This window comes from Pontibacterium sp. (assembly GCF_964228735.1).
Classification (GTDB): Bacteria; Pseudomonadota; Gammaproteobacteria; order Pseudomonadales; family Balneatricaceae; genus Pontibacterium.
The window spans coordinates 24,034-38,224 of sequence record NZ_CAXRBQ010000031.1 but is presented as its reverse complement, the minus strand read 5'-3'; the positions used below and the strand labels follow the sequence as shown (position 1 = coordinate 38,224).

Below are 14,191 nucleotides of genomic sequence, written 5' to 3'. Positions count from 1 at the left end.
CCGGTATCCAGATGATCTTTTGCAGGCCGAGCAAGTGCTTCAACTCTGCCTCTACTTCGGCTTTACTCCAGCCTGGATTGCGGTTGTCGTTCAGCACACAACTCTCGGCGATGATCGCAGTGCCCTCACCGTCCACCTCGATGCATCCACCTTCCAACACCAGCTCGGTACGCAACAGTTTCACGCCAGCAGCTTGTGCCACCTCTTCCGCCACTTCGGCATCCAGGTCGTAGTCCTGCTTCTCACCCCAACCGTTGAAGTTGAGGTCAACCGCGGCTTTTTCACCTTTGCCGTTGATCACGAATACAGGACCGGTATCCCGCATCCAGAGGTCATCCATCTCAGCAACGTGCAGGTCTACCGTGTCACCTACCAGGCTACGAGCAATGTCGTATTCACGCTCGCGCACCAGCATAGTCACGGGCTCGTAACGGGCAATGGTTTTTGCAATAGTCGCCAGGTCTCGCCGTACGTCGGGCAACAGCTCACGCCCCCAAATCTTTCTGCTGGCGCCAAACGCCATCCAGGTCCGTGTGTGCGGTGCGTTCTCATCAGGCATATGAAAAGCCTGTTTGCCCTGTCCCATAGCTGCAATCCCTAGTCGTGGCAACAAAACACCGGCCGAGGCCAGTGATAACGCCCGTGTCAGCATACGGCGCCGTGATAACATCATGTCGTCTCCGGATGATTCAAATAGATAGCAATGATCTGAGGATTCAGGTCACTTTAGCTGGGAAGGGAAATGCTCGGCAATATATTCCAGCAACTCATCGACACTGACAGCCGGCGAATAGTAATACCCCTGTACACACTCGCAGCCAAGTTGCTCTACCAACGCCAGCTGCCCCGCTGTCTCTACACCTTCCGCGACTGAGTGCATGCCGAGGTTTTTGGCCATTTCCAGGATGGTTTTCACCAACACGTAGTCGTCTTTGTCTTCGGTGATATCGTTGATAAAGGAACGGTCCACTTTCAGCACATCAAACGGAAAGTTTTTCAGGTACGCGAGCGATGAGTAGCCCGTACCGAAATCATCCAGGGAGAGCTTAAAGCCGGCCTCTTTGAGCTGGTTAAGCTGCTTCTTCGCCAACACCGGATCTTTCATCATAAGGCTTTCGGTCAGCTCAATTGAGATCAACTCCGGCGGCACACCCGCATTTTTGGCCAGATCGGGTAGCGCATCATACTCATCCACCAGCTCCACAAATTCCTGGGGTGAGCGGTTGATCGAAATACCAATCGGTCGATTCAAATGCCTATTGATTCGCGCCAGACCATTTAGCGCCTTCTCCGCAATCTGACAACCCAGCGGCTGGATCAGTCCAGAGTGCTCGGCGATCTCGATAAACTCGTCAGGACGCACCGGCCCCAACGTGTCATCGGTCCAACGCGCCAGCGCTTCGACCCGGGCAACCCGGCCAGACGCTAAATTAACGATAGGCTGGTACTTCACCTCAATCTGGCCCTGCTCAATCGCATCGGCCAGTCGCAGGCGTACTTCCTGATGGCGTTCGGCCGCGACCCTAAGCTCAGGCGTAAAGAAGGCGTAGGTCGCCCCACCGGCATTCTTTGCCTGATACAGCGCCTGGTCCGAGCACTTAAACAGCTCATGACAGTCAACAGCATCCTGCGGGAAGATACTGACACCGATGGAGGTATTACAGCGCAGGCGTAGCGCTTCAAACTCGAAGGCAGGCTTAAACGCAGCCAGCAGATCATTGATCAGCTGTTCGACGGTGTGCATATCGGTGAACTCGGTGAAGATCGCAAATTCGTCACCACCAAGACGCGCAATGATGTCGCTATCCTGAACGCAGTCTTTAATTCGCTTGGCGATCATCTGCAGCAACATGTCGCCAATGCCGTGTCCCTGGGTGTCGTTAATGCTCTTAAAGTCATCCACGTCCAGGGTGATAAAGGCGCCCTGATTCTTGCGCGCTTTCACCTTGAACAGCTCACGATCGAGCTGCTCATTAAATTCATAACGGTTGAGCATTCCAGTCAGGGAATCGTGGGTCGCCTGATACGCGATCAGTGCCTGCGCTTCCTTTTCAGAGGTAATATCGCGGTGAATGGCCACATAGCTTTTTACGCCACCCTGTTCATCCGGAATCTTGCTGATGCAGGTAAAGACTGGATACAGCTCCCCATCTTTACTGCGGTTCCAGAATTCGCCCTGCCAGTAACCTTTGTAGGCCAGGTCATTCCATAACCCTTTATAGAACAGTCTGTCCTGCTGGCCCGAACTTAAGACACGTGGATCACGCCCCTCCAGCTCAGTCAGCGAGTAACCGGACATCGCCTCAAGCGACGCGTTGACGTAGACAATCTCGTTCTCGGCATTGGTAACGATGATGCCGTCTTTAGAGAAGTCATAGACTTGCTGGGCGATCTGAAGGCGATCGTTAGTTACCTGCAGATCCTTAATCTGATGTTTAAGCAGATGCTCATACTTGATGCGTTCCAGCTCACGCGATGCACGATTCGCGAACGACATAAAGTAGCGGGTAATCAGTTCAACCTGGTCTTGTGGTATAGGTGAGCAATAGAGCGCAGAAAGAATACCTATCACCTCACCCTGCTCGTCACTCAGGGTGATCCCGATATAGCCTTCTACGGACAGGTCTATCAGGAATTGATCTGCGGGGTATTCATTGGTGACGTTGTGGAGCACACAAGACTCACCACTGCAGCGCAAATCTTCACAGGGCGTGCCTTTCAGACTGTATTGAATTGGCGGATAAAGCGTTTCATTTCCCCAAAACGACACGGTTTCAGCCGTGGACGGATCGAGAATACGCGCAACAAAGGTGTAATCGGCATTAATAAGCTGGCTGAGCTTTTTCATCAGTACATTAAAGTAACCCTCGCCACAGAGTTCACTTAGCTCATCTGCACTGAAAACTACGCTCTCATTTATAGACACACTCTAGTCCCAACTTCCGAAGCTCTGGACACAACATCGAGATGCTACAAAACCCTAGTAGAGCGTAAACATACCCGCCCCAAATTCCGTTTCGACCATCAGATCAACCTCCTGCATGTTAAACCTGTTTCAACTGCTATTACCACAAGTTTCTCACCTCTCGGTTCAGTAAATCCACGTCATAGGCTCCTTGTCTCAAATTCAATGATCACTATCTATACAAGGCCTAACTAACTAGCGGATAACTCAACCAAAACGTGTTACGTGCCAGCAGGGTTTGACATACCCGACTACGCTGAAAACAAACTATTCAAGGGAACGGATTCGGATGAAGATCAGTTTTAATCTGGAAGATGCCAGCCAGGTGATGATCGGTGCATTTGCACTGGCCGTACCGATATCGTTTTCAGAGGAAGCCTGGAGACTGGGCGAAACACTACCGCTGACAAATCTGCTTTTGCTGTTTTTGTTGTCGGTGTTTTTTCTGGGCTTTTTTGCCTACGAAAGCGTTTTTCAGGGCAATATCCGCTATCGAGTCCCGGTCTTTCTGTTCCGCATTGGCATCGCCTATCTGATCGCAGGCATTGTTGTCGCGCTGGTTTTGCTGGCGCTCAACAAATTCCCGCTACTCTCCGACCCGGCAATCGCACTGAAAAGACTGATTGTCATCAGTATGCCCGCATCGATGGGCGCCATTATCGTGGATAGCTTTGATAAGGAGTGAAGATCAGAGCCAAAGATCTTTGATCGGTGTGTCTTCGCTATAGCGATGACGGATCTGTGCCTGCAATAACTCAGCTGTTGCAATGGCATCAACCAAGGCGTCGTGGGATCCGTAGTGCGGCAAACCATAACGGGTACGACTGTCTGCCAGACGGATTGAAGTGGGTTTGCGCCCCATCAGCTTGCTACAGAATACAGAAAAGCGTTTTCGGTACAGGGTTGCTTCCAGCTCCATGGTATCGACAATCGGGAACTGAATGCCCTCGCCAATTCTTCGCTGCACGTTGGCATCCAGAAACTCGCGCTCAATATAGCGGTAATGCGCCACAACGATCCGACCGGACAGTGCTTCCAGCAGCGGTCCCAACACCATATTCAGATCCGGCGCATCATTCACATCAGAGTGAGTAATACCGTGAATCACCACGGACTGCTCATGCAGCTCCTGCTGGGGTTTCAACAACCATTGTTTGGCTTCACGCACACGGATGCGCTGCAGATCAAACGGCACCAAACCGATACTGACGATCTCATCCACTCCAGCATCCAAACCGGTCGTTTCAAAGTCCAGGGCAACAAAGGGTATCTCAGATAACGGCGTATCTGCCGCAGGACAGCCGGCCCCGTAATAGAGCTGCAAACGCTCATCCTCACAGATCAGCGCCTGCTCTCGAAAGAATGCAGACCAATCAGAAACAGCTTGCGTATTCACATCCGCCATCGTCACTTCCGTGTAAATGGATAACGGAATTTCAGGAAACGCTGGGCGTTGCTCAGCACCATAAACGCTTCTTTCAGATTGCGGCGTTCGAAGTCAGAGATATTGTCTGGCTCGATGTTGTTATCCGGCTCATTACCCGCCTCCAGCTCCAACGCCTGATGGCGGATACGCACCATGGAGATAAACTCCAGCGCATCGCGCAGATCAGTACCACGATCCGCAGGCAAAATGCCCGCCTTAATCACATCATCCAGACGCTCGAAGGAGTTGCGTGCCGTAGAGCCCACCGCCAGCGCATGCACACGCACCAAGTCAGCCAGCGGCGCCGTGCCACGACGTTTCAGGTTGATGGATTTGCGATGTTTGCCGTCCTGCTCCATCACGAAGCCCTTAAAGAAACCCAACGGTGGGGTGCGATTCAGCGCATTACGCGCCAGGCAGGCCAGGAATCGAGGTGACTGGCCAGAGCGTCGTACAACAAACGCGTTAAGCTGTTCCGCCCAATCGGTTTTGCCGTATACACCGTCCAGATCAAAGAAGATGGAGCAATTGAGCAGCGCTTCCGGATCAGGGTTATCAATCCAATCGGAAAAACACTCCTCCCATTCGCGGCGTGTTTTACGCCAGCGCGGATTGGTGGCCATGATCAGGCCGGTACAGTAAGTGTAACCACAGGCATCGAGGCCGTCGCTGACAAACTTGGTCAGCTCCTCAAAGTACTCGCCATGCTGCTCATGGTCATAACCGTTATCGAGAATCAGGGCATTATCCTGGTCGGTCACCACCAACTGTTCATCACGTGCCATGGAGCCCAGCGCCAGGAAGCAATACGGTACGGGTGGTTTACCCAACTGCTCTTCCGCAAGCTCCAGCAAACGCTGCTTGAAGGCACGCCCAATCACCGACATGGCGCTGCCGATCATGTGGGAGTTGGCGTCTTCGTGCACCATGCGCACAAAACAGGATTTTACTTCGGTCGCGACCCGTGCCAGCTCTTCAACACTGCTCTGACGTAAAATCGTCCCGCCCATATATAGGCTGTTCTGAGATTCGTAACGCACGATATCGGATGTCGCGAGTACACCGATCGGACGACGATTCTCAAGAATAGGCAGGTGGTGAAGGTTGAAGCGCAGCATCGTGAGCATCGCTTCGAAGGCGTAGGCATCGTCATCCAGGGTGATTGGATTGCGGGTCATCACGTCGGTCACTGAACCGTCCAGGTCAACCCCTGTTGCAACAACGCGTGTACGCAGATCACGATCGGTGAGGATACCGGCCAACGCCTGGCGGATCTGACCAGAATCTTCCACGTCAGCCACCTCCTCCATGATCAACAGAGAGGAGACCGACTCTTCGGTCATCTTCTGGGCCGCCTGACGGATGGTCGATGTGGCATCGATGGTCACCGGCTCACGGGAAATGAGCTTGGTGATCTTGGAACCCAAGAGATCGTTGCTGTCTTTTTTGATGGATACTGCATGACTCAGCCCGCCGTTGTCGTCCATCTCTACGAAATAGGCGAACTCGTCGAACTGGTCACACAGCTCGGTAAACACCGACTCGGGGATGAAGTAGATCAGGGAATCCTCCATGGTGCGCGCAGGCAGGCGCACCCGGTTTCCCATTAACATCCCCAACTGACCGAACAGATCGCCCTCACTCAGTCGGTTGTAGAGCTTGCCGTTACGGCGGTAGATCTCTACCGAACCGCTGCGAACTACACACAGGTCATGGATCTCATCACCAAAGCGATACACATCAGTGCCCGCCCGGTAATAAGAGATCTCGATCTGCGTTGCGACGTAGTTGACCGTTTGCTCCGGCAACTGACTAAAGGGCGGATACTGCCGGAGAAACCCGGCGATCTCGATCTGTTCTGCTTCCATTCCACCTCACATCAAACAAAGACAGCAGGCCTGCATTCCTAAATATTAGTACTCTACGACTACATCGCTCTTCGGTACGCTGCAGCAAGAGAGCACGTAACCTGCTTCGATATCGTCATCGGTGATACCACCGTTGTGCTCCATAGTGGCTTCACCCTCTTTCACCAATACCTTACAGGTGCCACAGATGCCCATCCCGCAAGCTTTAGGGATGTTCAGATCCAGCTTGGCTGCTGCGGCATGCAGAGTTTCACCCGGCGCCACCTGAACGCTCTTGCCGTTATTGGTGAATTCTACACGCACCATATCGGACTGGGTAATTGCATCCGCTTCAGCCTGCGCAGATTCAGCCTGCTCCAGTGCATCTTCCACCACACCAGACGGCGCTTCACCGAAGGACTCTTCGTGGTAGCGGGACATATCGAAGCCTTTGCTTTCCAGCAACTGCTTCACAGCGTTCATATATGGCGTTGGACCACAACAGAACACTTCACGCTCCATAAAGTCTGGCGCCATCATCTCCAGCTTCGCCGCATCCAGGTAGCCACGGTAGCCGTGCCACGCTTGACCATTTTCGATGCGCTCACAGATCAGGTGCAGACTGAAGTTGCCTATACGCGACGCCATGTGGTCCAGCTCACGAGCGTACACAACATCACGCGGAGTACGTGCACTGTGCACAAACACCATATCAACGTCGGCATTGGTGTCGAACCACCAACGTGCCATAGACATCACCGGCGTGATACCCACGCCACCAGACAACAGCAGTACTTTCTCTGCAGGGAAGTCGATGCAGTTAAACTGACCCACCGGTCCGTGCACAGCTAGCTCGTCGCCTTCGGTCATGTTGTCGTGCAGCCAGTTAGATACCAGACCACCCGGTGCACGCTTAACAGAAATCGAGAAGCTGTACGGCACAGACGGTGAGCTGGAGATGGTGTACGAACGCATCACCTGCTTACCTTCGATCTCAAGCTCCAGGGTCACAAACTGGCCCGGCTTGAAGAAGTACATCACCGGCTGCTCAGACATAAAGCAGAAGGTACGCACATCCCAGGTTTCTTCGATTACTTTTACACAGCGGACATTGTGGCGACCATTTACCCAAGTCTGTGTGTGAACTGGGGCAAAACTGTCATTGTTGACAACCACTGGAACTGAATTGGTCATAGTTATTCTCTCATTCGGGGTGGGTCATTCACCTTTTCAGCCATTGTCGTTCCAGAACTTTCCAGCTAGTTAACCACCAGCGACAAGAAGTTGCTCATTGCGACCATTCCCCATAACCATGCACTCTGGAGGTCGATTTATGTACAGCAGAATGTCGCGAATGGTCATTCTCCTCCCCCTTTCTTGAGCGAGCATAGCCCCATCAACAAAAACAACACATGTCGTAAGGAAATAAAGAATCTGTGCACTTTGTAAAGGGCAACTCCTAAAGAGAAGACCAGCAAAGAAAGCAGACTCCCAATCCCGAAGGCCATGGATAGATCTAACAAATAGCACCGCGGTGCTTTTGGTGAGGACCAACAGACAATGAACCAGAACGATCTGCTCAACACCCGTAACGCGACCATCGAAGATGCGCGCGAAGAGATGGCGAAGATGCTTGAAGAGCGTCCGGCTAACTACTCTCTGCCTGCGCCGCTGTACAACGATCCACAGATGTTCCGCATCGACATGGAAGAAGTCTTCCAGAAAGAGTGGCTGTTCGTAGGTATGACCAGTGAAGTGCCAAACAAAGGCGACTACTTCACCGTTGAGATCGGCCAGAACCCAGTCCTAGTTGTACGTGACGCAGACGGCGGCGTTCAGGCGTTCCACAACACCTGTCGTCACCGTGGTTCTCGCATCTGTACTGAACACCGCGGCAAAGTAGCTAACTTGGTATGCCCATACCACCAGTGGACCTATGACCTGAAAGGTAACCTGCTGTTCGCAGGCACCGAGATGGGCGATGCCTTCGACATGAAGAAGCACGGCCTGAAGAAAGCACACACCAAGACTGCGGGTGGCTTCATCTTCGTTAGCCTGGGCAAAAACGAGCCGGAAGGCGATTTCGACGAGTTCCTGGCGACCCTGGAAGAGTACATGGAACCGTACGACGTGGAGAACACCAAACTGGCGGTGGAATCCAACATGTACGAGAAAGCCAACTGGAAACTGGTTATCGAGAACAACCGTGAGTGCTACCACTGTGCCGGTAACCACCCGGAGCTGCTGAACACCCTGCTGGAATGGGACGACACCAACGACCCACGTGCGTCTGACGAGTTCAAAGAGCACTGCGCGGCACAGGCAGCAGAATGGGATGCGGAAGGCATTCCTCACGAACACCGCAGCTACGGCCCGGGCCTGCGCAACCGTATCGTTCGTATGCCTCTGAAAAAAGGCACCAAGGTAATGACCCTGGACGGCGAAGCCGGTTGTAAGAAAATGCTGGGCCGCATCAAGAACCCAAGTCTGGGCTCCATGCGTATCCTGCACCTGCCGAACTCCTGGAACCACATGCAGTCTGACCACTTCATCGTGTTCCGTGTACTGCCGATCTCCGCTCAGGAATCGATTGTGACCACCAAGTGGTTCGTACACAAAGACGCGGTAGAAGGTGTTGATTACGATCCAGCACGTCTGCGTGAGGTTTGGGATGCAACCAACGATCAGGACCGTATCCTGGGTGAAGAGAACCAGCTGGGTATCAACTCCATCGGTTACGAGCCAGGTCCATACTCCGAGACCTTCGAATTCGGTATCGTGAACTTCATGGAGTGGTACTCCGAAACCGTTCAGAAAAACCTGAAGGGTTAAGGAACCTGCGAACAAGTCCGAAACGACTCTGGCTTTAAGGGCGATTCGAGATCAAGGCAGCGATTACAGGCATGCTGGTTGCCTCAGGAGCGCCTGCCGGGCAAAAATCGCTAACACAGATATCGGATTGCCCTTAAAGCCCCGTAGGGCGGACGCTAAAACAGCCTGCTGCTTTGTCAGGCAGCTTGGAAAGGACTAGTAATTCCGCTGCGCTACCTTTCGCGCATTAGGCTGTTGTATCGACCGCAGAGAAAGTCTTGGACTTATTCGAAGGTTCCATGATTCCGCCTGGCCGCAGCGCACTCCCACACAGCTGCGGCACTCTTTGCTGACACGGACAGACAAAACTGACTCCAGAGCGTGCCTTTTATCAGGCCCTAGGGCGTAGCCGGTCAATCGGCTGACTCAACGGCTACCACCTGAGCTTTGACCCGGTGTCTCTCCAAATCAGCACGGAGCATGGCAAGCCAGCGACATTTCGCTGGCTTTTTTGTGCCTGCTTGCCTGCTCACACCAATTGCGTCATTTCCAAATCTGTAGAAATATATTGACCTCCTACCGAAGCTCATGCAAACATACTTCCATATATATGGAATTATGAATATATGAATCCATACGCGACCTTCTTTGGTCGCTCTTTTTTAACCAATTATTTCCATATTTATGGAATTATATAAGGAGAGATCCACCCATGAGCCCACAAACCCAGCAGATGCTGATCGACAGCGCCGAGATGTTCGTTCAGCTATTCCTCGAACTGACCGTGCTGTTCCTGGTAATCAGCTTCGCGGTAGGCCTGATCAACCAGAAACTGCCTGCGGAAAAGATCCAGCGCTTGCTGGGCGCCCGCAAAGGTCGCGGTTACTTGATGGCAGCAGGACTTGGTGCCGTCACCCCATTTTGTAGCTGCTCCACTATTCCGATGCTGATCGGACTCCTCAAAGCACGCGCAGGTTTCGGTCCAACTATGACCTTCCTGTTTACATCCCCGCTGCTCAACCCAATTGTGATCGCCCTCTTCATTCCGGTTCTGGGTTTGAACGTCACCCTCTGGTATGCAGGACTCGCGCTGACCGCCTCCATCATCGCAGGCGTCTTGCTGCAGCATTTTGGCTTTGAGCGCTATCTCAAACAGGAGATGCTGACCAACAAACCATCCGGCTGCAGCACTGGCTGTAGTACTGAAAGCGACAGCAGCGAATCCACATCCTGCTGCGGCACGCCGGAACCTAAAGAACCATCCATCTGGGCAAAAGCCTGGGAAGAAAGCTGGTCACTGTTCCGCTCCATGCTGCCGTACATGGTGGTTGCGATGCTGATCGGTGCGTTCGTACACGGATTTGTACCTGCGGATTTCTTCGCTGAAGTAGCCAGCGCCGATAACCCAGCGGCCGTACCAACCGCAGCCCTAATTGGTATTCCGCTGTATATCCGTGTAACTGCCCTGCTGCCACTGGTTGGCTCATTTGCAGCAAAAGGTGTGAGTATGGGCGCGATTATCGCCCTGGTGATCGGCAGCGGCGGTGCCAGCCTGCCGGAGGTGATCATGCTGAAGCGTCTGTTCTACTGGCCGCTACTGATCGCATTCCTGGCCGTAATCTTCAGCATGGCAGTGATTGGTGGATTTAGTTTTAACCACTTAATTCTTTAAGTCTGTCTTTCGGTAGGGTGCCGGTAGCGAAGCGTAACGCACCGCGCAAATCTTATGGTGCAATACGTGCTGCTATTGCACCCTACTTACTGCAGTATTGAATCATCGCCACAGCTACCGGCTTCATGCACTCGTTAAGCGAAACACTCTGCATGCATCGGTATAGCTTCAAAATATTGTCTCTCTTCAGGATGAATGTTGCAAAGTTCATTCATAACTTCAGAGACTGTTTGCAAGCCATTCTGCATCGAATCTGGGAGAAACGAACCTTGATTCAAGAAGTCCTTCATCGACTTAAAGTGAACAATTTTGTTTCTGTCTGAGATTAGCTTTTTGAGCATCTCGTAACCCTGTCCGGATTTATCAATCTCTTTACCAACAATCAATCGCGGTACAACGATAAACTTTGATTCGATATTAAGCTTCTCGATATGCTGCTTCGTATAGCTCTTTCCAAGGTGCTTTTCTGAATACGCATAAATGAATGCTTCAAGGCACATCGCCGAGAATACAATACTTTGAACAGCACATTTCAGACTTTGATGACGATAATCACTGCTCTCCATATCTTTCATCCAGTCTTCTTTATCGCTAGAAAGTACCTTCTCAACCTTGTCGGAATAGACCTCAAACCGTTCACAATTCTCAAGAGCTATTCTGTAGTAGAAATTACTTACAATATGGGCATCTGCCATCACTATTCCTTAATACTGATTCTTACCGTTTGCGGCACCGGCGAGCAGAGTGAGTCCAAGCCATGCAATACTGATTGCACCCACGCTTAATAGAAGTCGTGTTTATTGATCTTTTCTATTAAAGAAGCATTGCCTACGCCCTTCATCTGATCATAGCTAATCCATAGCTTTTGTCTGCCAGATGCATAACAATCAATTTGGTATTCTTCGAAAGTAAACCGTACGCCACGCTCCTCCAGAACAAATCGGGAAAAGTTTCTTTCCTTCGGTTCCGTACCTCTTAGAACCCACTCTTCATCATATTGCCCACTATCAAGAAGGATTTCACGAATCAATGATGACAGATCTTCAATCGATGAAGTTTCACCCATTAACTCAGTAAGTGTGACTGGTTGAAATGGTTTGATCAGAAAATTCTGAACGCGCGTGTGTTTTCCGCTATGTGCTGCTCCCGTGAAGTAGCGATCTAACACATATTCAACGCTAATCACCGCCTCGTCGTTTCTAACTACCTGATAAGTACCCTTGAGCTGACTAGGTGTCGTAAAGAAAGAATCTATTTCAGCATCACCCTCAGTTTCAAAAGGAACATACGATTCCTGATTTTCTTTGAACTGCGCAAGCAGCTCATTCCCCCAAGCCTCAAGGTTCTTCGAAACGACACGGCGGACAGGCTCTTGGAAATCTGGAAAATCGAACTCGAATCTGTACCCAGGAACGTCAAGATTGAATTCAGATATTCGCCTTCGAATCTCAACAATTGGTGCATCGAAGTTACCTTGCAAACCTGGACTATCCGTCGCAATGAGAGCAGCTTTGTATTGCAACAATGCTTTTCGATCAATCTCACCTTTGTGCGCTCTCCGATGACACACAGGGCATAGCGCAATAAGGTTTGAGTACTCGTGCTTCTGGCATGTCTCCCAAGGAACAATATGGTGAATATCTAGCTCCGTTTCACCACATCTTGGTATTGCACAACGATGACCGGCCTCAACCAAGACAGCTCTTTTTATTTCTGCAGGTATTGCAGGTCTTTGCATGATCTTCCCTTACGTCTAACGCTTCAAACACCGGCGCAGCTTTTCTGCGCCCGAGTGCTTTGGCTTGTTAAAGCGTGATTGGCAACCCTATCTTCACTAATGTTTTCTTTTAGCATCATTAAGGCCTGAGATACATTAGGATCACGCTCTTCAAACCTAACAACTGACTTTCTTAATTTTCTATGGACCTTAAAAAACGTTGGTTTTTCCCTTAATTTAACTTGTTCTGTATACACCATATGCTTTGTTTTTAGCTTATCCTCACCAATATTCTCTTGCCCTAAGTGAAGGCTTTTCCTAACGTAAATCTTCTTTCCGTAGAAAGCTAAGTTTAGTTTTTTAAGATACGCCACCATAGACATTGATCTAAAAGCAATAAAAGACCTGGCATTTCTCATTTGCAACTGATTCAACCAATAAACATCTTTATCACACATCAACTCTGAAACATTAGAATAGCCTTGCCCATATTTATAAGCTTTTGCATCATATGCACATAGGCAGATCTTATCGGACAATGGAATAAATAACTGAACGCCCTTGGCAAGCATACTTCCTACGCGAGGGTCACTTAGGTCACGATACAACCAGTTATATCTGGTTATCGCATGATCGGAAAGAACAAATTCATAGTTGGTCCTATTTATTAAGACGTGAAATTTAAGATCTTCCATCCCTTTTGAATCGATAACCCCACTCAGAGCTTGAGCAGCGTTAAAATAACGCATTGAATCTTTACCCGACGGCCTTATATTAAAACCCTCCGGATTAGCTATTCCCAAATCATTTAGCCTATTTAAGTCTGAGAATATCTGATGGAAGTGAGCATTAATGAAACTTAAAGCATCTTCCCTTCCCTCCACTGTTCTTGCGTTTTGGCAACACATGAATTTAATCAATTCAGTTCCACCATTTTCTAGCATACTGAAGTCATCAGCTCTTATTCTGTTAATTATTTCTGAAGCAGGCCCTTCGATATGCGATGACAAAAAATCCTCAACCTCATTATCCTTATCATAAAAATAATTTTGAGAAAAAACTTCTTTGACAGCCTGATTTTGGCGAACAACATCCCTTTCTACATCGAATATGTTTACTTTAGGCTTTTCCGCACCAACTTCGTCAAATCCACCTAGCAAAAACTGGGGGACATAATGTTGATTTTTTGTTGTTTGGTTTGACAACGAACTCTCCTTGTTCCTATAAGAGCTTTAACACTTTAATAGTTGGACCGTGCAAGGTTACTAAGCTTGCAAGGTACAGTTTGGATGCATCAGAAGACTGTGAAATGAAGTGAACAAAGAACCAATCCATGGCCTATCAGGAGTCATCCAGTAGCGACGCAAGCCGCTTCCGTAAAAGCTAACAGCATTACGAAGAGCAGACAATAGTGGCGCCAAATACGGACGATCATCGTCATCGCAGAACCTAATATACATCGAATGATAGGCACACCATTCAATCGAAGCGTTGCCTCTGAGACGCGTATACCTCGTGGCTGGATGCCTGCTTATCACCACATAACTTCCAGCTATAGATCTGCTCTATAACCCCTATGGTTATTCTTAATTTAGTGCTACGCGCTTACGTCACCTAGTTTTAAAGGTACGAAGACTCGGTGGGAGCATAGGGCCGTGCACTGAAAAAGGGCTCGCACCATCCTTGGCCAAGCCCCCAAATTGCCGCTACGTATTAGAGCTGATCAAATCGTTTTCTCAGGTCAAAGCAGCCG

The 14,191-nt window shown here is 50.2% G+C and carries 11 protein-coding genes; 3 read left to right on the top strand and 8 right to left on the bottom strand.

What is annotated here, in order from left to right:
- The coding region (locus tag ACEQ15_RS03130; protein WP_370277577.1) for an agmatine/peptidylarginine deiminase at nt 1–673 on the bottom strand (673 nt) is incomplete at its 3' end.
- A 48-nt stretch (nt 674–721) separates the two neighbouring features.
- Entirely contained in the window at nt 722–2,926 is a 2,205-nt protein-coding gene (locus tag ACEQ15_RS03125; RefSeq protein ID WP_370277576.1) for a putative bifunctional diguanylate cyclase/phosphodiesterase, read from the bottom strand.
- Between the two features lie 328 nt (nt 2,927–3,254).
- Between ACEQ15_RS03125 and ACEQ15_RS03120 the strand changes: the two genes are divergently transcribed.
- Entirely contained in the window at nt 3,255–3,650 is a 396-nt protein-coding gene (locus tag ACEQ15_RS03120) for a DUF2391 family protein (RefSeq protein ID WP_370277575.1), read from the top strand.
- 3 nt (nt 3,651–3,653) lie between these two features.
- On the opposite strand, the gene ACEQ15_RS03115 is transcribed toward ACEQ15_RS03120, so the two are convergent.
- Genes ACEQ15_RS03115 through ACEQ15_RS03105 form a run of 3 tightly spaced genes read right to left on the bottom strand, consistent with a single transcriptional unit; the run spans nt 3,654 to nt 7,432 of the window.
- Entirely contained in the window at nt 3,654–4,370 is a 717-nt protein-coding gene (locus ACEQ15_RS03115; RefSeq protein WP_370277574.1) for a 3'-5' exonuclease, read from the bottom strand.
- A 2-nt stretch (nt 4,371–4,372) separates the two neighbouring features.
- Nucleotides 4,373–6,259: a DUF294 nucleotidyltransferase-like domain-containing protein gene (locus ACEQ15_RS03110; RefSeq protein ID WP_370277573.1), complete on the bottom strand. Its 1,887-nt coding sequence runs from the start codon at nt 6,257–6,259 to the stop codon at nt 4,373–4,375.
- A 45-nt stretch (nt 6,260–6,304) separates the two neighbouring features.
- Nucleotides 6,305–7,432 (bottom strand): FAD-binding oxidoreductase, encoded by a 1,128-nt coding sequence (locus tag ACEQ15_RS03105; RefSeq protein ID WP_370277572.1) that lies wholly within the window; start codon nt 7,430–7,432, stop codon nt 6,305–6,307.
- Nucleotides 7,433–7,798: 366 nt separating this feature from the next.
- Between ACEQ15_RS03105 and ACEQ15_RS03100 the strand changes: the two genes are divergently transcribed.
- Together ACEQ15_RS03100 and ACEQ15_RS03095 are read left to right on the top strand one after the other, a co-directional pair.
- Nucleotides 7,799–9,070, top strand: coding sequence for an aromatic ring-hydroxylating dioxygenase subunit alpha (locus ACEQ15_RS03100; RefSeq protein WP_282354508.1), 1,272 nt, complete (start codon nt 7,799–7,801; stop codon nt 9,068–9,070).
- 691 nt (nt 9,071–9,761) lie between these two features.
- Nucleotides 9,762–10,721, top strand: a complete 960-nt coding sequence (locus ACEQ15_RS03095; RefSeq protein ID WP_370277571.1) for a permease — start codon at nt 9,762–9,764, stop codon at nt 10,719–10,721.
- Nucleotides 10,722–10,855: 134 nt separating this feature from the next.
- On the opposite strand, the gene ACEQ15_RS03090 is transcribed toward ACEQ15_RS03095, so the two are convergent.
- From ACEQ15_RS03090 to ACEQ15_RS03080, 3 genes are all read right to left on the bottom strand, one after another.
- Nucleotides 10,856–11,416, bottom strand: coding sequence for a hypothetical protein (locus ACEQ15_RS03090; protein ID WP_370277570.1), 561 nt, complete (start codon nt 11,414–11,416; stop codon nt 10,856–10,858).
- A gap of 86 nt (nt 11,417–11,502) precedes the next feature.
- Nucleotides 11,503–12,459 carry an HNH endonuclease gene (locus tag ACEQ15_RS03085; protein ID WP_370277569.1) on the bottom strand — a complete coding sequence of 319 codons (957 nt, stop codon included), beginning with the start codon at nt 12,457–12,459 and terminating at the stop codon, nt 11,503–11,505.
- A gap of 23 nt (nt 12,460–12,482) precedes the next feature.
- Nucleotides 12,483–13,643, bottom strand: coding sequence for a DUF4238 domain-containing protein (locus ACEQ15_RS03080; protein WP_370277568.1), 1,161 nt, complete (start codon nt 13,641–13,643; stop codon nt 12,483–12,485).
- Nucleotides 13,644–14,191: the final 548 nt, after the last annotated feature.

Excerpts from the sequence above, each read along its gene's own strand:
- ACEQ15_RS03120 (WP_370277575.1), top strand. The coding sequence starts at position 3,255 with ATGAAGATCAGTTTTAATCTGGAAGATGCCAGCCAGGTGATGATCGGT.
- ACEQ15_RS03115 (WP_370277574.1), bottom strand. The coding sequence starts at position 4,370 with ATGGCGGATGTGAATACGCAAGCTGTTTCTGATTGGTCTGCATTCTTT.
- ACEQ15_RS03110 (WP_370277573.1), bottom strand. The coding sequence starts at position 6,259 with ATGGAAGCAGAACAGATCGAGATCGCCGGGTTTCTCCGGCAGTATCCG.
- ACEQ15_RS03105 (WP_370277572.1), bottom strand. The coding sequence starts at position 7,432 with ATGACCAATTCAGTTCCAGTGGTTGTCAACAATGACAGTTTTGCCCCA.
- ACEQ15_RS03100 (WP_282354508.1), top strand. The coding sequence starts at position 7,799 with ATGAACCAGAACGATCTGCTCAACACCCGTAACGCGACCATCGAAGAT.
- ACEQ15_RS03095 (WP_370277571.1), top strand. The coding sequence starts at position 9,762 with ATGAGCCCACAAACCCAGCAGATGCTGATCGACAGCGCCGAGATGTTC.
- ACEQ15_RS03090 (WP_370277570.1), bottom strand. The coding sequence starts at position 11,416 with ATGGCAGATGCCCATATTGTAAGTAATTTCTACTACAGAATAGCTCTT.
- ACEQ15_RS03085 (WP_370277569.1), bottom strand. The coding sequence starts at position 12,459 with ATGCAAAGACCTGCAATACCTGCAGAAATAAAAAGAGCTGTCTTGGTT.